Annotated in this window: 19 protein-coding genes and 4 pseudogenes; 14 read left to right on the top strand and 9 right to left on the bottom strand. The window is 70.4% G+C overall.

Annotated elements, in window-relative coordinates; translation table 11 throughout:
• Positions 1–28 precede the first annotated feature (28 nt).
• A complete protein-coding gene (locus ACFVQG_RS27730; protein ID WP_383388489.1) occupies positions 29–4,354 on the bottom strand; it encodes a trypsin-like peptidase domain-containing protein in 4,326 nt (1,441 codons plus the stop codon).
• A gap of 29 nt (positions 4,355–4,383) precedes the next feature.
• Positions 4,384–4,761, bottom strand: coding sequence for a CU044_2847 family protein (locus ACFVQG_RS27735; protein ID WP_383388491.1), 378 nt, complete (start codon positions 4,759–4,761; stop codon positions 4,384–4,386).
• Between the two features lie 147 nt (positions 4,762–4,908).
• Here ACFVQG_RS27735 and ACFVQG_RS27740 point away from each other — a divergent pair, with 147 nt between their 5' ends.
• The gene (locus ACFVQG_RS27740) at positions 4,909–5,751 is read left to right on the top strand and encodes an alpha/beta fold hydrolase (protein ID WP_383388492.1); all 843 of its coding nucleotides are present in this window, start codon (positions 4,909–4,911) and stop codon (positions 5,749–5,751) included.
• Positions 5,752–5,883: 132 nt separating this feature from the next.
• Here the strand turns inward: ACFVQG_RS27740 and ACFVQG_RS27745 are convergent, their stop codons facing one another.
• Together ACFVQG_RS27745 and ACFVQG_RS27750 are read right to left on the bottom strand one after the other, a co-directional pair.
• Positions 5,884–6,327, bottom strand: coding sequence for a nuclear transport factor 2 family protein (locus tag ACFVQG_RS27745; RefSeq protein ID WP_383388494.1), 444 nt, complete (start codon positions 6,325–6,327; stop codon positions 5,884–5,886).
• A 131-nt stretch (positions 6,328–6,458) separates the two neighbouring features.
• Positions 6,459–7,085, bottom strand: coding sequence for a hypothetical protein (locus ACFVQG_RS27750; RefSeq protein ID WP_383388497.1), 627 nt, complete (start codon positions 7,083–7,085; stop codon positions 6,459–6,461).
• A 133-nt stretch (positions 7,086–7,218) separates the two neighbouring features.
• On the opposite strand from ACFVQG_RS27750, the pseudogene ACFVQG_RS27755 reads away from it, so the two are divergent.
• Positions 7,219–7,434: pseudogene (locus ACFVQG_RS27755) on the top strand (site-specific integrase); the annotation flags it as partial.
• An 11-nt stretch (positions 7,435–7,445) separates the two neighbouring features.
• On the opposite strand, the gene ACFVQG_RS27760 reads toward ACFVQG_RS27755, so the two are convergent.
• Complete coding sequence (locus tag ACFVQG_RS27760; protein WP_383388499.1) at positions 7,446–8,201, bottom strand: transposase family protein; 756 nt, start codon at positions 8,199–8,201, stop codon at positions 7,446–7,448.
• 100 nt (positions 8,202–8,301) lie between these two features.
• Here ACFVQG_RS27760 and ACFVQG_RS27765 point away from each other — a divergent pair, with 100 nt between their 5' ends.
• The 10 genes and pseudogenes from ACFVQG_RS27765 to ACFVQG_RS27810 all read left to right on the top strand — a co-directional run bounded on the left by ACFVQG_RS27765 (position 8,302) and on the right by ACFVQG_RS27810 (position 16,573).
• Entirely contained in the window at positions 8,302–8,424 is a 123-nt protein-coding gene (locus ACFVQG_RS27765) for a hypothetical protein (RefSeq protein ID WP_383388501.1), read from the top strand.
• Positions 8,425–8,497: 73 nt separating this feature from the next.
• Complete coding sequence (locus ACFVQG_RS27770; RefSeq protein WP_383388503.1) at positions 8,498–9,772, top strand: PucR family transcriptional regulator; 1,275 nt, start codon at positions 8,498–8,500, stop codon at positions 9,770–9,772.
• A gap of 215 nt (positions 9,773–9,987) precedes the next feature.
• Positions 9,988–11,586, top strand: coding sequence for a CocE/NonD family hydrolase (locus ACFVQG_RS27775; protein ID WP_383388505.1), 1,599 nt, complete (start codon positions 9,988–9,990; stop codon positions 11,584–11,586).
• Positions 11,587–11,870: 284 nt separating this feature from the next.
• Complete coding sequence (locus ACFVQG_RS27780) at positions 11,871–12,626, top strand: transposase family protein (protein WP_383388506.1); 756 nt, start codon at positions 11,871–11,873, stop codon at positions 12,624–12,626.
• 16 nt (positions 12,627–12,642) lie between these two features.
• Positions 12,643–12,846: pseudogene (locus ACFVQG_RS27785) on the top strand (site-specific integrase); the annotation flags it as partial.
• 99 nt (positions 12,847–12,945) lie between these two features.
• Positions 12,946–13,906: pseudogene (locus ACFVQG_RS27790) on the top strand (IS630 family transposase).
• A 125-nt stretch (positions 13,907–14,031) separates the two neighbouring features.
• Positions 14,032–14,430, top strand: coding sequence for a hypothetical protein (locus tag ACFVQG_RS27795; protein WP_383388508.1), 399 nt, complete (start codon positions 14,032–14,034; stop codon positions 14,428–14,430).
• Entirely contained in the window at positions 14,427–14,618 is a 192-nt protein-coding gene (locus ACFVQG_RS27800) for a helix-turn-helix transcriptional regulator (RefSeq protein WP_383388510.1), read from the top strand. The genes ACFVQG_RS27795 and ACFVQG_RS27800 overlap by 4 nt, the downstream gene beginning before the upstream one ends.
• A 183-nt stretch (positions 14,619–14,801) precedes the next feature.
• Positions 14,802–15,551, top strand: a complete 750-nt coding sequence (locus ACFVQG_RS27805; protein ID WP_383388512.1) for a transposase family protein — start codon at positions 14,802–14,804, stop codon at positions 15,549–15,551.
• 635 nt (positions 15,552–16,186) lie between these two features.
• On the top strand, positions 16,187–16,573 hold the full coding sequence (locus ACFVQG_RS27810; protein ID WP_383388514.1) for a winged helix-turn-helix transcriptional regulator: 387 nt from the start codon (positions 16,187–16,189) through the stop codon (positions 16,571–16,573).
• Positions 16,574–16,676: 103 nt separating this feature from the next.
• On the opposite strand, the pseudogene ACFVQG_RS27815 reads toward ACFVQG_RS27810, so the two are convergent.
• The 3 genes and pseudogenes from ACFVQG_RS27815 to ACFVQG_RS27825 form a co-directional block, all read right to left on the bottom strand.
• A pseudogene (locus tag ACFVQG_RS27815) lies at positions 16,677–16,862 on the bottom strand (helix-hairpin-helix domain-containing protein); the annotation flags it as partial.
• Positions 16,863–16,901: 39 nt separating this feature from the next.
• Positions 16,902–18,377, bottom strand: a complete 1,476-nt coding sequence (locus ACFVQG_RS27820; RefSeq protein ID WP_383388516.1) for an MFS transporter — start codon at positions 18,375–18,377, stop codon at positions 16,902–16,904.
• A gap of 93 nt (positions 18,378–18,470) precedes the next feature.
• Positions 18,471–19,028, bottom strand: a complete 558-nt coding sequence (locus tag ACFVQG_RS27825) for a TetR/AcrR family transcriptional regulator (protein ID WP_383388518.1) — start codon at positions 19,026–19,028, stop codon at positions 18,471–18,473.
• 88 nt (positions 19,029–19,116) lie between these two features.
• On the opposite strand from ACFVQG_RS27825, the gene ACFVQG_RS27830 reads away from it, so the two are divergent.
• Positions 19,117–19,920: a glutaminyl-peptide cyclotransferase gene (locus ACFVQG_RS27830; RefSeq protein ID WP_383388520.1), complete on the top strand. Its 804-nt coding sequence runs from the start codon at positions 19,117–19,119 to the stop codon at positions 19,918–19,920.
• A 130-nt stretch (positions 19,921–20,050) separates the two neighbouring features.
• Positions 20,051–22,198, top strand: coding sequence for an RNA polymerase recycling motor ATPase HelR (helR, locus tag ACFVQG_RS27835; RefSeq protein ID WP_383388521.1), 2,148 nt, complete (start codon positions 20,051–20,053; stop codon positions 22,196–22,198).
• A 25-nt stretch (positions 22,199–22,223) separates the two neighbouring features.
• Here helR and ACFVQG_RS27840 read toward each other — a convergent pair whose 3' ends face one another.
• Complete coding sequence (locus ACFVQG_RS27840) at positions 22,224–23,243, bottom strand: aldo/keto reductase (RefSeq protein WP_383388523.1); 1,020 nt, start codon at positions 23,241–23,243, stop codon at positions 22,224–22,226.
• Positions 23,244–23,362: the final 119 nt, after the last annotated feature.

Raw genomic sequence — 23,362 nt, forward strand, 5'->3', positions numbered from 1 at the left:
CAACTGTCGTATCTCCAAACCTGTGGCACTACGGGCACAGCCGCCATGTCTCCGCCTCCGCCGGGAGATCGTCGCGCTCGTCCGCCGTGAACGCCCGGCCGCCGACGAGACGGCACAACTCCCGCGCCCACACCTCGGGATCGAGGACCAGGGCGCTGCCCGTTTCCTCGAAGGCGCCCTTGATCACGGTGTTTCCGTCCCGGGACACGTCCATGAAGGAGAGTTCCCCCGTAGTCGATGGGTCGAGCACATACGACTCGTCGTAGCCGCGTCCGCCGATCCGGTAGGTGCGTACGGCGTTTTCGGCGGCGATCAGGAAGCGGTCGTCGTCGAGGAAGACGGCACGGTAGGGGGTGATGCTGTTCTCGCCGATGGTGCTCAGCGGGCCGATCACCTTGCGTGGGGAGTCTCCGCGCTGCCACACCTCCAGTCCCGTCTCGGGCCGCATGACCGCGAAATACCGGCCGTCGGAGGCGAACTGGACGGAGAGGACCTCGCCCTCGGTGCGAATGCGGTCCGTGATCCGTCCGTCCGTGATGTCGACGACGCGGATGCCGGGCTGTCCCCGCACGATCACGGAGACCTTGTTCCGTTCGGGATAGGGGGCGATCGTCATCAGCGCGTCGGGCTCGTCGTCGGGGCGCAGCGCACCGGCGTCGAAGCGGGCGGTCTGCACGCCCGTGCGCGGGTCCCACTGCTGGACGACCGTGCCGGAGACGGTCAGCAGGTGGCCGGTGTGGTCGAAGTGGTAGCGGAACTCGTGCTTCTGATCGCGAAAGCTGAGCGCCCCGCTCACGTCCAGGTCCCGGACGGTTCGGGTGCCGTGCGGGGTCTTTGGCGGGCGGACGGCGGTCACGGTGGCCACCTCGCGCAGCGTCGACGTGTCACGGACGACCACCACGTTCCGCGCCTCGCGGTCGGCGACGAGCCCGCCGGTGTCGTGGAGGACGGGCACGTCGGTCTCCTCGGGCAACCAGTACGGCTTCGCGCGTGTCGCCCGCGCGAGGACGCGCCCGCTGCGCTCAGGGTCGGCCGGGCGCAGCTCCATGCGGGAGCCGTCCGCGAGGACGAGGATCGTCCGCTTGCCGTCGGCGGTGAGCCGTTCCTGAGCGGCCTTCGGCGGCCTCCCGCCGGTAGACAGGTCCACGAAGGCGATCATCGAGCCCTGCCCGCCCGCGTAGGTGAGCCTGCCGTGGGACTCGGAGAGGAGGGGTGCGGGCGTGAAGTCGGTGGAGGCGGGTTCCGGCAGCGAAACACTGGAGATCGCCTCGCCCGTGTCCAGGTCCATCAGGCGCACTTCCTCGGCCCAGCTCAGCGCGACGCGCCGCCCGGTCGCGTCCACGGCGGACACCGTGCAGAGGGCCGTGGTGTACGCCTCGTCCCGTTCGCGGTAGGGGCGGCCGATGGCGGCACCGTCGGAGATCCGATGACGGCTGACGACGGACTGGTCGTTCTCCTCACGGCACACGACGGCGGTGCGGCGGTCCCCGGACAGGTAGATCTCCTGGACCTCGGACAGGAGTCGCGTGGCGCGGCCGGTCTCCATGTCCACGGAATTCAGGGCCTGCGCGCCCGCCGCCGTGTAGACCGTCGTCAGCAGCGTCCTCCCGTCCGGGCCGAACCAGAGCGCGTTGGTCAAGTCCTGGGGCGCGGGCACGTCACCGGCGAGCGTGTCGCTGTCCAGGTTCCACCACACCAGACGGCCCCGGACGCGCGCGGCGAACAGGCGGCCGTCCGCCGACATCGCGGGGCGCACCGACGGGTCCCAGCTGACGCCGGTGCCCGGCGCGTCGGGCAGCCGGTGCACCGGGCCGAGCAGGTCGTCGGCGTCGGGGTCCACCTCGAACCAGACGGCCTTGCCGTCCGCCTGGACGTAGGCGACGCGCCTGCCGTCCGCGGACACCGCGACCTCCAGGACCTGCCCGGTCGAGGGCACCTGGGCGCTGCGTACCGGGCCGGAGGTCGCGCCGACGTACAGGACGGCCCGGCCCAGGTGCGAGGTGGCCAGGACGACGTCGCCGTCCGCGCTGGTGGTGAACTGCCTGACCGTGCCCAGCACGCCGGACAGCACCCGGTCGTAGCCCTGGTACCGCAGGTACTGCCGGAGGAGTTCGTTGTGCGCCTCCGGCGTGGACGCGGTCCGGTGGGCGGCGAGCGCCTTGAGGACGCCGAGGGCCGGTTCGGTGCGTGTCTCGTCCTCGGCGGCGACGGCCAGGGCGCGGGACGCGGCCTGTGCCGCGCGTTCCCGGCTCTCCTCGCGCGTGACGTGGAACGACAACAGGGCCACCAGGACCAGCAGGACGACGAGACTGACCGCCGACAGCAGCGCCCGCCGCCTGCGGACCCGCGTACGGCGGTGCGCGCGACCGGCGTCCAGATAGTGCCGTTCCGCGTCGGTCAGTTCACCGGGCCGCTCGCTCAACCATCTTGCCGACTGGGCGAGTTGAAGGTCCGTCGGCAACAGCTGAGGAGCGCGCTCGGCTTGCCCCCAACGGTCCAGGTCCTGTTGCAGCGCGGCCCGCCACTCCAGGAAGGCCCGGTCCCCGCTGGTCCAGTCGGCCAGTCTGCGCCACCCGCCGATCAGCGCCTCGTGGGCGAGTTCCACGGTCTCGGTGCCCTCGGCGTTGCTGCCGACGACCAGCAGCCGGGTCCCGGCCAGCCGTTGCGCGACGCGCCACTCCCCGTCGCCCAGCTCGGTGCGCAGTGCCATCCGGCGGGTGGGCGCGGGCATGCCGGTCGGGATCCGGACGAGCCGGGTGAACAGCCGCCTGGCCGCCTCCTCGTCCTCCGGCGGCACGCACGCGTCCCAGACCTGATCGACGTGTTCGCCCAACGCGCCGGTGACACCGCCGAGTTCCTCGTACGCCCGGTGCGTCAGCAGGCCGCCTTCCTGCCGCTGCCACAGCAGGTCGAGGGTGAGGCCGAGGAGCGGCAGCTCCCCCGGGCCGGGGCCGGTGTCGGCGAGGATGCGTGCGGCGAGGTTCGGTTCGTAGGACACGCCGGGTACGGCGTCGACGGGAGCGGTCACGATCTCGCGCAGTTGCTCCGGGCCCGGTGGGGCGAGCGCGTGCAGGTGCCCGCTGATCCCGGGGCCGAACCGCGGATGGGTCAGCACCGGCTCCAGGAAGTCGGCGCGCAGTGTGATCAGTACCCGGACGGTGTCGGGCAGCGTGTCGCCGGTGAGCAGGTCGGCGAACTCGTCGACGGTGTGCGGTTCCAGGGCGAGGGCCTCCTCGAACTGGTCGACGATGACGAGCAGTGTGCTGGCGTGCCGCAGGTGGAGCAGCCGCGCCACGACATCCGCCGGGCCCTGGCGGCGCAGCAGTTCGGCGAGTTCCGCGATCCGGTCGGGGTGCTCGGCCTCGGGCAGGTTGGGTTCCAGCAGGGGCAGCAGTGCCGCGGCGAAGGCGGTAAGCGGACTGCTGCCGGGCGTCGGCCTCAGGACCACCACCTGAGCGCCTTCCGCGCGCAGCCGAGGCGCCACCCCGGCCAGGGCCAGCGACGACTTGCCGGACCCCGACGGTCCGACGACGGTGACCCGGTGCTCGACGGTCAGCGCCCGCACCACCTCGTCGCTCTCGGCCCGCCTGCCGTGGAAGACCGCCGCGTCCGTCTCCTGGAACGCCGACAGCCCACGGAACGGCGAGGGCGGCAGCGTGACCGCGCGCAGCTCGGGCCGGACGGCCAGCAGCCCGCGGGTGGGAATCAGGTAACTGACCGGGGGCTGCCCGGACTCGGCCACCGTGACCATGCCGACCACGCCCGACAGCCGGTCGTCCCACACCGGCCCACCGCTGAAACCCCGCGACACCGGATAGCCGTCACCGACGAGATCGGCCTGCACCCAGCCATCGGCCTGCCGCCCCCGCAACACCCCCGCGTGCCAGACACCACCGGACCGTCCGGCGGGCACCCCGAACGCCCGCACCGGGTGCCCCCACAGGACGTCCGCGTCCACCAACCGCACCGGGACCGCTCCCGGGAGCGGCGCCTCCAGCCGTAGTACGGCAACGTCGGCGGGCTCGATGACATCGGCGTCGCGCCTTCGCCCGGACGGTGCCCCGGCGCGGGCGGCGGGCACCGGTGCTCCCCCGCCGGGTGCCCGGGGCGGCACCCAGTGCTCGACACCGGCCGCGGTCGCGGGCGCTCCGCCGTCGGGCTGCGGGGCGGGTACGAGGGGCAGGTCGACCTGGATCCGGGCGGAAGCGGGAGGCGCCGCGTCGCCCGCCGTGCCCAGGGCCGCGTGGACCACGTGCGCGCAGGTCAGGGCGAGCGTGTCGGAGACCAGGAAGGCAACGCCGACGGGCTGCCCGCGACCGTCGCGGACCCGTAGGACGGCCGGGCCCGGACCCATGGCCCGCTCGGGAGGTAACGCGGGCCCTGTCATCCCGCCGCGTCCGCCGCCGGTTCGCCGGACGGGGGATTGCGCCAGGTCAGGGTGACCTTGAAGTTGGCCTGACCGCTTGTCCGGGAGATCACCACGTCCGCCTCGGCCGACAGGGACAGGCCGAACTCGACGCCGATCTCCTCGGGCTGCCGTGCCATGTCACGGAACCCGTCGACGAAGTTCTCCGCGACGGGCCGGATCCCGGCGAGCATGTCGCCCAGCGACCGCGTCGCCCGCGCCACGACCTGCCCGGGACGCGCGACCTGCACCAGCCCGTCCGCGGCCTCGTCGACCTGGACCTTCACCGACAATGCGGCGGACCCCTCCCCCTCACCGCCCGCCCCGGACACGGGCAACTCGACCAGGTACGCCACGCTTCCCCCCTCACCGACACCTGCCACGCCGGGTCCGTACCCTACCGAGTCCGACGGCATGCCGGGACGCCGCACCGTCCCGGTGGTCCCGCGACGTCGTCTGGGCGTGAGCGATGAGTTCGGGCGGGGGATCGGGTCTGCCCTGGCATGACTCGAATCATCGCCCATGACATCGCCTTCGGCATCGAGTCGTTCGGTGACGACGACGCGCCACTCGTCCTGCTCGCGGGCGGGACGACGATGCTCTCCTGGCCCGACGCGCTGTGCGAACGGCTCGCCGCCGCCGGGCGCCGTGTGGTGCGCTACGACCTGCGTGACAGCGGGGAGTCCACGACGGCGGACCCCCAGGCGCCCGCCTACACCCTGCGTGACCTCGCCGCCGACGCGGCGGCCCTGGCTGACGCGCTCGGCGGTGGGCCCGCGCACCTCGCGGGGATCGGTGTCGGCGGGATGGTCGCCCAGGTGGCCGTGCTCGACCATCCGGGCACGTTCTCGGCGCTCACCCTGGTCGGCACCCGCCCGGTTGCCCCCGGCCCGCCCGACGACGACCTCCCCGACCACGACCCGGCGACGATGAAGCGGCTGTTCGCGCGTCCGGGGCCCGACTGGACCGACCGCGAGGCGGTGGCGGAGTTCGCCGCCGTCGGCGCGGAGATCCTCGGCGACGACCCCGCCGCCGCCCGCGCGAACGCCGCGCGCGTCTGGGACCGCACGCCCGGCACCGGAGCCGCGGTCCAGCTGGCCAACCAGTTGGGCATGGTGTTCTCCCGGCTCGACTGCGCACCCCGCTGGCGCGAGCGCCTGCCCGAGATCAAGGTCCCCGCACTCGTCGTCCACGGTCGCCGCAACCGTTTCTTCCCCGTCGGCAACGGCGAGGCGATCGCACGCGAGATCCCCGGGGCACGGCTGCTCGTCCTCGAGGAGACCGCCACCGCACTCCCCGCTGCGGCGGCCGACGAGGTCGCCGAGGCGATGCTCACGCTCGGGTAGAGTCCGGCGCCCCCTGCCGCGCGGGTACGGCATCCGCGCGGCAGGGGGCGCCGAAGCCGAGGCGACCACCCTCTCTCACCAGCACGCCGGAGCCGAGGCGACCGCCCTCCACCACCAGCACGCCGGTGACCGTCACCGACTCCCCACCTCAAACGCCTGGGCGACGGCGAGACTGTCCTCATACACGTGGTGCCGGGTGACAAGACCGTCCTCGACGGTGAGATGCAGCGCGAACCGCGCCCGGTACGCACGCCCGGTGGGCCGGGCCGTCTGCCGGATCTCGCCGAGCACGACGGCGTCGTTGCCGTCAACAAGGATGCGCTCGACCTCAGTCGCCACGTCTTCCGCCACGTGGTACTCGGCCAGCTCCCGGTAGTGGGCCGCCGCGTCAGTACGGGTGGACCGGTGCCGGATCCACGGCGTGGCCGCACGACCGTGCTCGGCCTCCGGCCAGTCGAGCTTCCAGTCACCCCGCTCGGCATACAGCTCGGCGATGCGCTCGGGATCGCCGCCGCCGATCCTGCGCAGCAACTCCTCAACTACCGTACGCGTGTCCGTAGATGCGGCTGTGGACATGACTGACCCTCTCCGTCCAGGTCCGCGTCCTGCGACGCGGTGAGATCGCCAACCCTGCCAGCGTTGGCAGGTGGAGGCGATTACCTCCGGGGTAAGGCCTGACGTCCACGACACCCCCATGGTCCAGGCGTTCACTCCCGGCGATCTCCGGTGGGGCCCGGCGGCGAGGGAATCACGGGTGGGTGTGCCGTCTGGGTCGGGATGGCCAGGTGTGGGGCTGGTGGGGCCGTGAGCGTCGACGGGTGGACCGTAGGCAGCGGTGGCGTGGGGATCGCGGATGCCTGTTGTTCGGCCAGGATCAGGGCGCTGGAGGGGACGGCGGTGCGCAGTTCGTGCAGGCCCACGAGGGCGGCGTGGAGGTGCTCGGGGCCCTCGTAGGCGTCGTAGGCCAGGACGAGGCGGGCGCGGGTTTCCAGGTTCTGCCAGGCGTAGCGTCGGCGGAGGTTGGTCATGTGGCGGGCGTCCGCCCGGAGGAACGTCGACCCGGCCGAGAAACCGGCGGACAGCAGTGCCAGGATGGCCGCCGGGACGCGCGCCCCGGCGGAGGCCAGACCTGCCGCGCCCGAGATTCCGGCGAGGACCGCCGCGGGGAAACCCAGGCTGAGATAGGCCGCGTGCCACAGCTTGGCGCGGCGCTGCGCCCGCCGTGCGCCGATCTGCGCCTCGGTGATGAGCCGTTCGACCTCAGCGCGCAGCGCGAGCGTCCGCGCGTCGCCGGGGCTACCCCGCGCGGCTCCTGCGGAGGTACTGTCGGGCACGAATCCCCCTGACAGGCAAGGGAGTTGGCGGTTTCGCCCCGGAGTGTAGGGCTGTACGCGGACTGGCGACAGGGGCCGCACCTTCCTGGCTTCTTACTGAGAGCGGTCATGGGGCTTCTCCTACGGCGTCCTCCAGGTCCGCGAGAACACCCACACCCGCTACACCACCTGCGTCCGCCTCCACCTCATCCCCGGCCTCGGCACCAAGAAGATCGCCCGCCTCACCGCCAAGGACGTCCGCACCTTCCTCGACCGATTCCGCACCACCTGCCAGTGCTGCACCCAGGCACTCGACACCGAACAGAAGAAGTGCTGCGCGATCGGCAAGTGCTGCCAGAAGCGACTGAACTCTTTCCAACCTCACGCTGACGCGTGGTGAAGGACGAGGACGGCCTTCACGATGTTGGTGATGCGGTTGGTGCTGCAGCGGAGTTTCCGCAGGAGCCGCCAGCCCTTGAGGGTGGCCAGGGCCTGTTCACCGACACAGCGGTTCTTGGCGTGGGTGGTGTTGTGGCGGCGCTTCCATCGCTTGAGGTGGCGGCCCCGGAACGGGACGCGGACAGGTCTGCCGGCTCCTTGATACGCCTTATCCGCCCAGCATGTGAGGCCCGCTGCGGCGAGGGCGTCGATGATCCCGTGTTGCCCGGCGGCGGTCAGGTCGTGGGTCGAGCCGGGCAGAGCCGGTGAGGCCCAGAGCAGACGGCCGAACGGATCGGTGAGGACCTGGACGTTCATGCCGTGGCGTTTGTGTTTCCCGGAGTAGTACGGGGTGTCGGCGGCGATGCGGTCGATGGGCAGCAGGGTTCCGTCGAGGATGACGAACGCCTTCGTCCGGATGGTCTTCATCGCCTCGGTCAGGGTCGGGGCGAGGGCCGCCAGGACCTCGATGACCTCACGGATGTAGCGGTAGACGGTTGCGATCCCTATGCCGAACCCGGCCGCGAGTTGGGCGTAGGTGTCACCGCACCGCAGGTGGGCCAGGACGAGCAGGGCCTGACGTGCCACGGGAAGCCTTCGCCACCGAGTCCCGATGTCCTGGCGCCTGGCCGTCAGTTGTCCGGCCAGGAACCGCAGAGTGCGGGTGGACAAGTCGATCGAGGACGGGTAGACAAGCACGCGAAGCTCCTGGCGGACACGGGTGATCTTGGTCGAGAACCCGTCTACCAGGAGCTTCGTCCTCGACGACAGCACGGCAAACCCGGACGGCCTGATTCCCTTGCACTTGGTCCTGACCCAGCACCTCATCGACGAACCCGGCCAACCCACCCGCAAGGTCCTCGACCTCTTCCACCGACGGCTCCTCGCCCCAACCGAGGTCTCCGGAGCAACCGACCGCTGAACCTTGGTCTCCGCCACTGTGACCATCACCTCAAATCCGCCACCGCACAATCGCCGTCTGCGACAGTCGTCGTGTGACCGATCCTCACCTCGCGGACCTCTCTTTCGGCGGAGTACCGGTGCACCGGCAGCTCTCGGCAAACGCCCGTGACCTCGCCAGGCGTGTGGTGGACGAGCTCGTGGGCCAGCTGCCCGCGTACGGCGCGCTGCCTTCGGAGGAACTGCGCAACGAGACCATGAGGGTGGCGTACCAAGGCATTCACGGCTTCGCCGAGGTGCTGCGCACCGGGGAGCTGCCGGGGCGTGAGCGGCTCGCCGTCATCCGGGAGGCGGCGGCTCACCGTGCCGAGGAGGGGCTGATGCTCGACTCGGTGATCAGTGCCTACCACCTGGGCGCGCAGGTGGTGATCGACACGTTGGCGCCGTCGGTGAGGCCGCAGGACGTACAGGACGTCCTCGCGCTGAACCGGGTGCTGATGCAGTACCTGCAGCGCGTCACGGCGGCCGGCGTGGGAGGTTATTTCCAGGAGCGGCAGGCGGCGTTCGGTGTCGAGCACTTCGCCCAGCAGGCGCTGCTGGAAGCGCTGCTGGCGGGCTCACCCGCGCGGGAAGCGGCCGACCGGGCCGGTATCGCTCTGCCGGCGCGGTTCCTCGTGCTAAGCCTGGCCGTCGACGCGCATCCGGACGAGCGGACGCCCGGCGTGGACCCGGTGATCGCCGGGCGTCGCAAACTGCGGCGGCTGCGGATGGAGCTGGAGCGGCACGTGAGCGGAGTGGTGCTGTCGGCGCTGTCCGTGGACGGTGGTCTGGCCCTGCTCCCGGTTCCGGGCGAGCCGACCGGCGAGGGCGCGGCCGGGTTGGCCGGTGACGTACCGGAGGCCATGGCGGAGTGGGTGGACAGCGTCCTCGGGCACATGATGCGGGTGTCGGGTGCGACGATCACCGCGGGGATCGTGATCGCGGCGCCGGACGGTGTGCGCAACGGGGCACGGCTGGCCGACGACGTCCGCAAGGTCGCGCAGGCCGTGGGCCGCCCACCGGGGCCGTACCGGCTGACGGACGTGGTGCTGGAGTACCAGCTGACCCGTCCCGGGCCCGCACTGGCACAGCTCTCCTCGCTGCTCGCACCGCTGGCCGGGAAGCCTGAACTGCTGGCGACGCTCAGGGCCTATCTGTCCAGCGGCATGGACCGGCGCGGCGCTGCCGAGCGGCTGAGCGTCCATCCCAACACCCTGGACTACCGGCTGCGGCGGATCACTGCTCTGACGGGCCTCGACGCGACCCGACCAGCGGATTTGGCACGGGTGCAGGCGGCTATGGCGGCGTATGACGCCCCCGATTCTTTGTGACCTGTCACCAACTCCCCCGAAAACTTCTAACGGTGGAACCAAGCGGATCCTGGCCGACTCGGCCCCATCCTGGAGCGACGACTTACCTGCCGGTAACCCTCGGTTCGCGGGCGGGTAACGAGGCGAGAACCCGTCGGCATCGGGCCCGGCGGGCGTACTTCCGCTGCGTGCCGATCCCCACCTGCAGACGGCACCGAGTCCAGGAGTCGCGTCACATGAGCCGCATCACCCCCACCGCCCCTCTCCGTCCCCACAGATCCCGCATCGCCGCCACCGCGCTGACGGCCGCTATCGTGACGGGAACGGGGATCAGCCTCGCACCCGTCACGCAGGCCGTCGAGGCCCCGACGGCCGCCACGGCCTCCCAGACGCTTCCCACCACGACGCGTTTCGTCGACATCGCCGGCTACGAGGGCGTGACACTCGCCGCGAACGTCGTCGCCCCCACCGACACCAGCCGCAACTACCCGGTCATCGTGCTCCCCACGAGCTGGGCGATGCCACAGATCGAGTACATCGCACAGGCGACGAAGCTGGCCGAGAAGGGCTACGTCGTCGTCTCGTACAACGTACGCGGCTTCTGGCAGTCCGAGGGCGAGATCGAGGTGGCCGGTCCCAAAGACGTCGCCGACGCCCGCAAGGTCATCGACTGGGCCCTGGCCAACACCGCCGCGGACCCCGAGCTGATCGGCATGGCCGGAGTCTCCTACGGCGCGGGCATCAGCCTGCTCACGGCCGCCCAGGACGCCCGCGTCGACGCCGTATCCGCGATGAGCGGCTGGGCGGACCTCGTCGAGTCCCTGTACAAGGGCGAGACACAGCACACGCAGGCCACCGCGATACTCGCCAGCCTCGGCTACGCGACGGGCCGGCCCAGCGCCGAGGCCGCCGAGAAGATGGAGATCATGCTCAGCGGGAAGACCGACCGCATCGAGGAGGTCATCCCCTGGGCAGAGCAGCGCTCCGTCGCCCACCAGGTGGCCCAGCTCAACACCAACGACACCGCGATCATGCTGGCCAACGCATGGGGCGACTCGTTCTTCGCCCCCAACCAGTACGCGTCCTTCTACGAGAAGCTGAGCGGCCCCAAGCGCCTGGAGCTGCGCCCCGGCGACCACGCCACCGCGGAGGGCCTCGGCCTGCTCGGGCTGCCCAACGACGTCTGGAACAACACCTTCCGCTGGTTCGACCACCATCTCAAGGGCGTCCAGAACGGCATCGACGCCGAGGAGCCCGTCCAGCTCAAGTCGCGCTCCGGCGGCGAGTACGAGGGCTACGCGAGCTGGGCCGCCGTCCCAAGCCGCACGCAGAACCTCCGGTTCACGGACGACGAGGACATCCTCCCGCAGCTGGAGTCCGGCGCGAACGCCGGCATCTCCTTCCTGTCCAGCATGCTGGACCAGTTCGCCCGGGTCTCCCCGACGGTGTCCATCCCGTTGCTGCCCAGCATCAGCGCGGCCGTCTGGCAGACCGAGCGCTATGACACCGTCCAGAAGGTACGCGGCACGCCGACCATGCGCGCGACCGTCACCAGCAACCGGTCCGACGGCACGGTGGTCGCCTACCTCTACAGCGTCAACGGGCTCGGCATCGGCGAGCTGGTCAGCCACGGCCCCGTGAGCTTCCACGGCAAGACGCCGGGGCAGCCGTTCACCCTCGACGTCGAGATGTACTCCACCGCCTACGACGTCCCCGCCGGAAACCGGCTCGCCCTCGTCATCGACGGTGTCGACACCCTCTACAACAACTACAACACCGCGTTCCAGACGATCGACTTCGCGGGCGGCGCGGAACTGAACGTCCCCCTCCGCTGACCGGTGTCGCCGGACTGAGAGGCCTGCAGGCGTGCATCCTGGCCGGGCCTGGTCCGGGTGGCCGGAATGCGCGCCTGCATGGGGCCGCAGCGGTGACCGATGGCCCGTTGCGGCACCGCACGGGATGCGGATGCCGCCCGGGGTGCGGATGCGGCGCCGCCCGGGACAATGAGCATCTTCCAAGCTGGCTGCTCTGACCGCGAGTTGGACAGTCCTGCACAGCGACGAAGCTCCTGGTAGACGGGTTCTCGACCAAGATCACCCGTGTCCGCCAGGAGCTTCGCGTGCTTGTCTACCCGTCCTCGATCGACTTGTCCACCCGCACTCTGCGGTTCCTGGCCGGACAACTGACGGCCAGGCGCCAGGGCATCGGGACTCGGTGGCGAAGGCTTCCCGTGGCACGTCAGGCCCTGCTCGTCCTGGCCCACCTGCGGTGCGGTGACACCTACGCCCAACTCGCGGCCGGGTTCGGCATAGGGATCGCAACCGTCTACCGCTACATCCGTGAGGTCATCGAGGTCCTGGCGGCCCTCGCCCCGACCCTGACCGAGGCGATGAAGACCATCCGGACGAAGGCGTTCGTCATCCTCGACGGAACCCTGCTGCCCATCGACCGCATCGCCGCCGACACCCCGTACTACTCCGGGAAACACAAACGCCACGGCATGAACGTCCAGGTCCTCACCGATCCGTTCGGCCGTCTGCTCTGGGCCTCACCGGCTCTGCCCGGCTCGACCCACGACCTGACCGCCGCCCGGCAACACGGGATCATCGACGCCCTCGCCGCAGCGGGCCTCACATGCTGGGCGGATAAGGCGTATCAAGGAGCCGGCAGACCTGTCCGCGTCCCGTTCCGGGGCCGCCACCTCAAGCGATGGAAGCGCCGCCACAACACCACCCACGCCAAGATCCGCTGTGTCGGTGAACAGGCCATGGCCACCCTCAAGGGCTGGCGGCTCCTGCGGAAACTCCGCTGCAGCACCAACCGCATCACCAACATCGTGAAGGCCGTCCTCGTCCTTCACCACGCGTCAGCGTGAGGTTGGAAAGAGCTCACTGTCCCCGTCGACCGTGACCTACGTGCACTCAGTGCTCAAGTCTGCCTTGGAACACGCCGTCCGCGAGGACGAGCTGGCCCGCAACGTCGCACGGAACGTCAAGACCACCGCAACCAGGCCCAGGCGCTTCCAGCCCTTGACGGCGACCGAGGCCCGCCAGTTCCTCGACGCGGCCCGCGCCGATCGGCTGCATGCGCTCTATTGATTCGAAACGCTTTGGGTTCAGGCTCGTTGACCCTGCGTGAGTGAGCTGGTGGGGGATGCACGGACCTGGTCGCCGGACGCGCAGGAGGCTGTGCGGTTGCTGGCGGTGTCCGCGCTGGTGGAGGGCCGGGACCGGGCAGAGGTCGCTGCCCTGTTCAAGGTGTCGGTCAAGGCCGTGGACAACTGGTGGGCGAAATGGCGGACCGGCGGCCGGGATGCGCTGCTGTCCCGTCCGCGAGGCCGCCGCGTCGGCGAACACCAGGTGCTGTCCGAGGCCGAGCAGGCCGCAGTGTGGCAGACCGTCCTCGATCACACCCCTCCGGCCTGGGGTTATCCGGTCAGCTGTGGACACGGGGGCTGATAGGCGCGCTGCTTTTCAAGCTGTATCGGGTCCGCTTCACGGAGCCCGGCGTGGGCAAGTACCCCAAGCGGTGGGGGCTGACCTTCCAACGTCCGGACAAGCGGGCCGTCGAGCAGGATGCGGAGGCGGTCCGCGCTTGGCGCGAGGAGACCTGGCCAGCGATCCGGACCAGGGCAAAAGCGGAGAACGGTGAAGTCCTCTTCGCCGACCAGGTCGGCGTCCGCTCGGACCAGGTCACCGGCCGCACCTGGGGTGAGCAGGGGAAGACTCAGGTCGTCCGTCGCACCGGGAACCGGTTCTCCGTGAACGCGATGTCCACGATCAGCACCCGCGGCCGGATGCACTTCATGGTCTTCACCGAGTCGTTCGACGCGAAGGTCATGTGCCGCTTCCTCGCCCGGCTCGTCGGGCACTTCGACCGGAAGGTCCACCTGATTGTCGACCGGCACTCGGCCCACCGCTCCAAGACCGTCCGGGCCTGGCTCGCTGACCACAAGGACGAGATCGAGCTGCACTTCCTGCCCTCGTACTCACCCGAGTTGGACCCCGACGAGTTGGTCAACGCCGACCTCAAACGCAGCCTGCCCCACACCCACCGGGCCAGGAACCAGTCCGAACTCGCCGTCGACAACGCCAGCCCCACGTCGTCACCGGCTACTTCAAAGCCCCGCACGTCCGCTACATCCTCGACGAGTGAACCCAAGACACTTCTGATCAGTATGACTGACCAGACGGCACTTGATGTCAAGCACACTTGACATCAAGGCGCGGCGCCTCGTAGCGTGTCAAGTGTCCTTGACATCGCACCGGGGGGTGGCACCCGTGCAAACGCCTAACGAGATCAAGGCGAGCGCTCGGCTCGTGCTCTGGACATTCGCCTGGGCGGCAACCCTTGCCCTGGCCAAGTTCGGCCCGCAACTCCTATGGGATCCGCCACAGCGGGTGGCGGGCTGGGCCGCCGTTGCCGCCAATCTCGCCGCCGGCACCGGCTGGATCGTCGCCTTCACGCGCTTTCTCCGCGCGCTCGATGAGCTGCAACGGAAGATCATGCAGGATGCGCTGGCGGTCACCCTCGGCGTGGGGTGGATCCTCGGATTCACCTATGTCGTTACGGACGACGCCAGCCTCGTCGCCCGCGACGTCAATATCGCCGTCCTCCCCGCGCTCATGGGAATCGTCTTTGTGGTCGCCTTCGTCGTCGGCAAGATCCGATACCGATGAAGAACCGCATCACGGACCTTCGCGCCGAGCGGGGCTGGACGCAGGCCGACCTGGCTCAGCATGTCGGCGTGTCCAGGCAGACGATCAACGCCATCGAAACAGGAAGATTCGACCCAAGCCTTCCCCTCGCCTTCCGTCTCGCCAAGCTCTTCGACCTGAGGATCGAAGAGCTCTTCCTCGACGAATGAACCAATGCGTTTCTGATCAATAGGAGAGAGGATCAGAGCGTGTCAATTTCGTTCCCCTTTGAGTCAATGAGCTTCTTCGAGGTCGCCACCGATCGGGTGATGGGCCGACAAGCGCAACGAGCGAGGCCCCCGAGCTGTTGATCGAGGTGTCTGACGTCTCAATCACGTTGCTCGGGGGCCTCGTTGGTCATCCATCCTGCCGCACTCGACCTGCCGCATGCACTCGTGGAGTGGGTCACCATGCTGATCGTCACCCGTGAGGACGACCGGCGCTGCAAGCTCCGGCCGTCCCAGCGCGCGATGGTGGCACTGGTGTACCTGCGCGAACACATCACTCTGGCGAAGATCGCCACCGGGTTCGGGATCAGCGAGTCCACCGCCCACGCCTACACCAGCGCGGTCGTCGACCAGCTCGCCGCGCGTGCCCCAGGTCTGCTGAAGACACTGCGCGAGCACGAACCCGACTTCGTCCTGCTCGACGGCACCCTCGCCGAGTGCGACCGGGTCGGCGACGGCCGGGCCGACTACTCCCACGAACACCGGCGCCACGGCGTGAACGTGCAGGTTGTCACCGATCCCTGCGGCCGGCTGTTATGGCTCTCGCCCGCTCTGCCGGGCCGCACTCACGACCTGACTGCCGCACGCACCCACCGGATCATCCGCATCTGCGAGCGCCAGGGCGTTCCGATCGTGGCCGATCTCGCCTACCAGGGCGCCGGCCCATGGCTCACCACCGGCATCAAGCCCAAGCCCTTCCAGGAACTCACTCCCACCGACAGGACCCGCAACCGTGCCCTGGCCGCGGCACGAGCACCCGTCGAACGCGGCGTCGCCCGCCTGAAGTCCTGGCGGATCTTCCGCAGGTCCCGCTGCAGCCCCAACCGCATGACGTCAATCGCCAAGGCAGTCCTCACACTGGAGCTGCAACGCTGAAGAAGCTCAGTGGCTATGAGATTTCTGCCAGCCATTCCCAGTCGCCGGGCCGGGAACGCAACCGGGTGAACCCCTGTTCGAGGCAGTCGCTCAGGCTGGAAGATTCAGCGCGGATGAACCCTTCGGGCCCCAGCCCCGGACCCGACATCACCAAAGTCCAGGGCTCACCGCCTTCCGCCGTCGCCGTTGCCGAAGATCTGCCGGTGCTCGGTCTGTCGTCCCAGGCCGTCGTAGAGGTAGCAGTTCTGGGTCTCCACCGCGAGCGCGTTCTCCGGCTCCTCCAATCTCGTGGTGGGTGCGGCGGTGGTGTAGTAGGAGAGGAACTCCTTGCTTGTCAGCCCGCGTTCGTCGTAGAAGGTGTCGGTGAGCAGGCGTCCGCCGTCGGGCCCGGGGTCCTGGCTCTGGCGGGGCCGCAGGAAGCCGTCGTAGAGGACGTACGAGGTGAGCTGGGCGCCGTTGTTCCCGATGGTCTTTGTGCCGACGGCGACGGGACTCTCCTCGGCGACCCGGTAGGTGTACTCGTAGGTCGGGGTGTCGCTGGTGTACCGGTCGGCGAGCCAGACCTTGGTGCTGGTTTCGTTGCTCGCGGGCGACGTTACGGAGCGGCGGGTTACCTCCTGGTACCTTCGACGTCCATGCGGAACGTGGCTGGATCATCCTTCCTCGCCGACTGCCCCACGCGCTTGGCCGTCGAGATCCTCTCCGACAAATGGGCCGTGCTCGTGATCTTCGGGCTCAGTCAGCAGCCTCGTAGGCACGGCGAACTCGTCGACCTCATCGGCGGCATCTCGCGCAAGGTCCTCACCCAGACGCTGCGTCGGCTCGGGCAGTACGGTCTGGTCGAACGCCGTGCCGAGGTCCCGCGGCGGGTCGAGTACCGCCTCACCGACCTCGGCCGGACCCTCGTCGAGCCCATCGAGGTCCTGACGAACTGGGCGAGGGACTACGGCGGTGCCATCGCCGAGTTCCAGGAGGCGGCGGAAGCCGCCACTTCCGCTCGGGCTCGCGCAACGACGGGTTGACCTCGGCGACGGTCGACCTCGCTGGCGGGGCGGCGACCGTCGATGCACGGGGCGGCGACCGTCCATGCACGGGGCGGCTCGGACAGCGGTCGCTCGTAAGTGGTGACCTGCCGACATGCGGGATCTCTGGAGACCCTTGGCGTCGGGCGTGGCCACGTCGGCGTGGTAGCCGCTCACCGCACGGGCGGCCTTCTCGTACACCCGCCTTGTACGCCTCTCCGCCGGTGATCGCGATCAGGTCCGCGTACTCGGCGCACGGCGCGGCGACCTCGTCGTCGGACCGAGCCATGCCCTTCGAGTGGACAGACGTGGACAGACCGGCGTCGTTCTAATCCTCCTGGCGAGCGGGCGAGTGGCTGGCCCGTTCGCGCGCCGGACGTGCGTCGTCCGTGGGAGCCGCGTGAGCGATGGCGGGCGTGGGCGGGCGGCGCAGGGTCAGGGCTGTCGCCACGCCCAGGAGGGTGAGGGCGGCGGCCGTGAGGCCCGCGGTGCGGAGGCCGGGGACCAGGGCGGGGCCGGATGTCGCGTCCGCGCTGGCTCCGGCGACCGCGACGAGGACGGCGAGGCCGACGGCGCCGCCGATCTGCTGGGTGGTGGATGCCATGGCGGAGGCGATGCCCTGGTGGCGGGCGTCGACGCCGGTTCCGGCGGCGGCGAACATGGCGGTCCAGGAGAGCCCCTGGCCGAGGCTGAGCAGGACGATGCCGGGCAGCAGGGAGGCGTAGCCGCCGGTCTCGGACAGGGCGAGGGCGAGGGCGGTCATGCCTCCGGCGCCGAGGAGGAGGCCGGTCAGGATGGTGGTCCGTACGCCGGTGCGTCCCAGGAGCCATTCGCTGACCTGGGTGCCGACCATGCCGGTCAGTGCCGACGGCAGGAAGGCCAGACCGGTGGCCATGGCGCCGTAGCCGTGCACGTTCTGGAGGTAGACGGTGAAGAAGTAGTACTGCGCGCCGAACGTGCCCATGAAGACGAAGGTGATGCCCATCGCGGCGACCAGGCTGCGGTTGCGGAGCAGGCGCAGCGGCATCAAGGGGTGGGGGGTACGGGCCTCGACGGCGAGGAAGACGCCGACCAGGGCGAGGCCGACGAGGAGGGAGACGAGGGTCTGCGGTGACGTCCAGCCCTCCTCCGGGCCCTGCACCACCCCGAAGACGACCGCGGTGAAGCCCGCCGTGGCGGTCAGGCCCCCGCCGAGGTCGAAGCCTCGGCCCCGCTCCCGCGCCGGGTCGGCCGGGATGACGGCGAAGGCGGCGGCTGCCGCGCCCAGGGCGAGCGGAACGTTGACGTAGAAGACGGCCTCCCAGCCGAGGTACTCCGTCAGTATGCCGCCGAGCAGCGAGCCGAGTGCCAGGCCTACGGCCCCCGCGCCGCCCCAGATCGCGAGGGCGCGGTTGCGTGCCGGGCCCTCGTGGAAGCTGGTGGCGATGAGGGAGAGGGTCGCGGGCAGGAGCAGGGCGCCGCCCAGGCCCTGGACCGCACGCGCCGCGACGAGCACCCCGGGCTGGGTGGCCAGGCCTCCGACCAGGGACGAGAGGCCGTAGAGGGTCAGCGCGACGGTGAACATCCGGCGCTGGCCCAGCAGGTCGGCCGCCCTGCCGCCGAGCAGCAGGAAGCCTCCGAAGGCGACGGCGTAGGCGCTGATCACCCACTGGAGACTGTGCGCGTCGAAGCCGACGGCGCGGCCGATCTCCGGCAGGGCGACATAGACGATGTTGTAGTCGATCGCGCTGATGAACTGCCCGAAGGCGAGGAGGGCCAGCAGTGGCCCGCTCCCCTTCACGCTGACCCGGCTGGGTGTGGACATGGGGTCTCTTCTTTCTTGCATGTAAGCGGTTGACCGCTTACATAATGGGCGGAAAAAATGGCCGCCGAAGCGGCCAGAGGTGAGGGTGAGCGGTCAGCTGGGCAGGGTGCGCAGGGTGCGCACCCATGGTGCGTCCAGGTCGTACGCACCGGCCGCCAGCAGCACATTGCTGAGCAGCGCGTCGCCGAAGTAGCGCCTGATCTGCTCGTCCGACGCGCCGGAGGCCGCCCGGATGTACTCGACCTGGCGGGCGTAGCAGTCCCGTACGGCCTCACCGATGGCCGGGACCGACGCCGCGCAGTTGCCGTGCATGAGGATCATGAGGACGTCCCGGTCGGCGACGACATCGCCGTACGACGACGCCAGCGCCGCCATGACGGCCTCGGGGTCGCCGCTCGCGACCTTGGCGACCGCCTCCGCCGCCGCCTCCCGCAGCACCGTCGAGCAGTGCTCGATCACCGCGGCGAACAGGGCCTCCTTGTCGGGGTAGAGCCGGTACAGGTACCCCTGGGAGATCCCGGCCGCCTTGGCGACGTCCGAGGTGGACGTACCGTAGTAGCCACGTTCCGCGAACGCCCTGATCGCCGTCCGCATCACGGTGGCCCTGCGTTCGTCCGCCGTGGAGCGTTGCCGCACTCTCGCCTCACTCATGTAAGTAATTAACCACTCGCATCTCGCGCGCGTCAAATCAGCCCCGCCTTGAGCACGGGACGGCACCTGCTCTGTCACGGTAGGCGCCATGGGCGCTCCTCACCCCACCCGCACCTGGCTGCTCGTCGCGGCGCTGGCCGCGGTCTTCGGCGTGGCCGGTGACGTACCGTCACCCGGTCCCGGCGCGGCCACCCAGGAGGTCCGCGTCGTCGAGGTACTCCACCATGATCCGCGGGCCTACACCCAAGGGCTGGAGGTGCGCGGCGGGCGCTTGTACGAGAGCACGGGCAGGTTCGGGAGGTCCACCGTCGCGGTGGGGGCGCCCGGGAAGCCTCCGGCCATCCGTCTGCGCCTGCCCGCGGAGTTCTTCGGTGAGGGTCTCACGGTCGTGGGCCGCAGGCTGTGGCAGCTCACCTGGCGCAATGGAGTCGCCGTCGAGCGGGACGCGCGCACGCTCCGGGAGATCCGACGCGTCCCCTACCCGGACGAGGGGTGGGGGATCTGCTACCAGGCCAGCCGTCAGCGGGTGGTGACCAGCGACGGCTCCGCCTGGCTGACGTACCGGGATGCGGGGACGCTGGCGGCCGTCGGCCGGGTTCGTGTCACCGAGCCGGGCGGCGACGCCCGACCCGTGCGGTATCTCAACGAGTTGGAGTGCGTGGGCGAGAGCGTGTACGCCAATGTCTTCGGGAGCGACCGGATCGTGCGGGTCGACGCGGACAGCGGGCGCGTGACCGCGGACATCGACGCCTCGGGCCTGTGGGGACGCGGTGAACGTGCGGGGGTGCTGAACGGGATCGCCGCTGTGCCCGGGAGTGACGAGTTCCTGCTCACCGGAAAGAACTGGCCGAAGACGTTCCGCGTGCGCTTCGAGGCCCGGGACGAGGGGTGAAACGACGAAGGCAAGGAGGTCAGACGCTCCTTGCCACTCTCAACTTATAGCTCACGGGGGGCCTTGCGGCAAGGCCCCCCTGGTGCCGCACAATCGCCGATCTGTTGACATCTCAGATCGGAGTCCTTGCTTGAACCCCCTGACCACAAGCGCGTTCGACCTCTCCGACCGCCTCTCCCCCAAGGCCGGTGCGGAGCTGATCGGCCGCGACGAGGAGCACTTCGCGGCCGTCGCGGAGAGCCTCCGGCAGTCGATCGCCGAGGTGTCCGACCGGCTCGACGCCGAGCGCAGGGCGCCCGGTGGTGCCGGGCGGGAGGCGCTGGAGCGGGACGTGGAGATCCACAAGCTGACCGGACGGCTGCGGGCGCTGCGGCGCTTCGGTCTGGATCTGTGCCTGGGCCGCATCGTCACGGCCGACGACCCCGAGCCCCTGTACATCGGGCGGCTCGGTCTCACCGACAGCGAGGGGCGTCGGCTCCTCGTCGACTGGCGCTCCCCCGCGGCCGAGCCCTTCTTCGCGGCGACGCACGCCAGCCCGATGGGGCTGGCGAGCCGCCGTAGGTACCGCTGGAGCGGCGGGCGGATCAGTGACTACTGGGACGAGGTGTTCACCGCCGAGGGGCTGGACGGGAACGCCGCGCTCGACGACCAGTCCGCCTTCATCGCCAGCCTGGGCGGCAGCCGGTCGGCACGGATGCGGGACGTGCTGGCCACCATCCAGGCCGACCAGGACGCCATCATCCGGGCGGGCTCCCGCGGCGCCCTCGTCGTCGACGGCGGTCCCGGCACGGGCAAGACCGTCGTCGCCCTGCACCGCTCGGCGTACCTGCTGTACTCCGACCCCCGGCTCAGTCACCGCCGGGGCGGGGTGCTGTTCGTCGGTCCGCACCGGCCGTACCTGGACTACGTCGCCGACGTCCTGCCCAGCCTGGGCGAGGAGGGGGTGCGCACCTGTGTGCTGCGGGACCTCGTCGCCGAGGGGGCGGGCGCGGCGGCCGAGACCGGTCCGGACGTCGCGCGGCTGAAGTCCTCCGCGGACATGGTGCGGGCGATCGAGACGGCCGTCGGGTTCTACGAGGAGCCGCCCGCGGAGGGGATGACGGTCACCACCGACTGGGGCGACATCCGGCTGAGCGCCGACGACTGGGCGGAGGCGTTCCGGGCGCCGGGGCGCGGTACACCGCACAACGAGGCGCGCGGTCAGGTCCTGGAGGAGCTGGTCACGATCCTCGCCGACAAGCACGGCGGCGACGTTCCGGCCGAGTCGTTCCGCAAGGCGGTACTCAGCGACAGGGAGCTGGTCGACACCCTCAACCGGGCGTGGCCGATCCTCGACGCGGCGGATGTCGTCGGGGACCTGTGGTCGGTCCCGGCGTATCTGCGGATGTGCGCCCCCTGGCTCGGCCCCGACGAGGTGCGCGCGCTCCAGCGCAAGGCGGCACCCCAGGCCTGGACGGTGTCCGACCTGCCGCTCCTGGACGCGGCACGGCAGCGGATCGGTGACCCGCGGGCGGAGCAGCGCCGACGCAGGCGTGATGCCGCCGTCGCGGCCGAGCGCGCCCGCGTGGCCGACGTCATCGACAGCGTGCTCGCGGCCGATGACGACGGGGAGGGCGCGGTGACCATGCTGCGCGGACGCGACCTCCAGGACAGTCTGATCGACGAGACGGCGCTGCCGGGCGCCGAACGGGACGGGCTGGAGGGCCCGTTCGCGCACATCGTCGTGGACGAGGCACAGGAACTGACCGACGCGGAGTGGCAGATGCTGCTGCTGCGCTGTCCGTCCCGGAGCTTCACCGTCGTCGGTGACCGTGCCCAGGCCAGGCACGGGTTCACCGAGTCGTGGGAGGAGCGGCTGGAGCGGATCGGGCTCGACCGGATCGAGGTGGCCTCGCTGACCATCAACTACCGCACGCCCAAGGAGGTCATGGCGGAGGCCGAGCCGGTCATCCGGGCCGTGCTCCCGGACGCCAACGTGCCGACCTCCGTCCGCAGCGGCGGCATCCCCGTCGTCCACGGCGCCGTGTCGGACCTCCGCGCGGTCCTCGACACCTGGCTCGCCGCGCATCCCGAGGGGGTCGCCTGTGTCATCGGCGATCCCGCCTTCCGGCCGACGACGTCCCGCGTGCGGTCGTTGACGCCGGAGCTGTCGAAGGGGCTGGAGTTCGACCTGGTCGTCCTCGTCGAACCGGAGAGGTTCGGCGAGGGCGTCGAGGGAGCGGTCGACCACTACGTGGCGATGACCCGGGCGACCCAGCAGCTCGTCGTTCTCACCTGAGCCCGGGACCCGCCCGGTCCTGCGGTCAGCGGCGCCGCAGGGCCGGGTCGAGGAGGGCGGGCGGGGTGTCGAACTTCTCGTGCGCGGCGAGGTCGGTGCCGGGGGCCACGATCTCGTCGATCGCGTCGAGTACGTCGGCGGGGAGCACGGTGTCCGCGGCGGCGAGCTGGGAGTGCAGGTGGTCCAGGGTGCGGGGGCCGATCAGCGCGCTGGTGACGGCGGGGTGCGCGGTCACGAAGCCGAGGGCGAGCTGGATCATCGTCAGGCCCGCCTCGTCGGCGACCTCGGCGAGCCGCTCCACGGCGTCGAGCCGGGCACGGTTGGCGGGGGCGGTCAGGTCGAAGCGGTCCGGCAGGACGGCCGAGCGGTGGGTGGCGATGTCCCGGCCCCGGCGGACCGCGCCGGACAGCCAGCCCGACGCCAGCGGGCTCCATGCCAGCACGCCGAGTCCGTACTCCTCGGTCACCGGCAGCACATGGGACTCGATCCCGCGCTGGAGGATGGAGTAGCTGGGCTGTTCGGTGACGTAGCGGCTCAGGTGGTGCTCGCGGGCGGCCCACTGCGCCTGCACGATGCGGTACGCGGGGAACGTCGAGGAGCCGAAGTAGCGGATCTTGCCCGCGCGTTGCAGGTCGGTCAGGGCGGACAGGGTCTCCTCGTCGCTGGTGGCCGGGTCCCAGCGGTGGATCTGGTAGAGGTCGACGTGGTCGACGCCGAGGCGGCGCAGGCTGTTGTCCAGGGCGGTGACCAGCCAGCGGCGCGAGCTGCCCCGGTGGTTGCGGTCGTCGCTCATCGGCATGGCCGCCTTGGTGGCCAGTACGAGGTCGTCGCGGCGGCCCGCGATGGCCTTGCCGACCATCTCCTCGGACTCGCCGGTGCCGTACATGTCGGCGGTGTCGATGAGGTTGACGCCGCTCTCCAGGGCGGAGTCGACGATGGCGGTGGCCTCGTCCTGGGGGGTGCGGCCGATCTGGCCGAAGTTCATGGCGCCGAGTGCGAGGGCGCTGACCTGCACACCGGTGCGGCCCAAGGTGCGGTACTGCATGACTGTGGTCCTCCATATGGCATCATGGGCAACCGGAACGACGTTCCGGAACGACACCAGGAACGATACGGAACACCGTTCCGCTTTGGCAAGCCCAGGGCTGCCCGGCATGCCAAGGT

Source organism: Streptomyces sp. NPDC057877, assembly GCF_042796855.1.
Classification (GTDB): Bacteria; Actinomycetota; Actinomycetes; order Streptomycetales; family Streptomycetaceae; genus Streptomyces.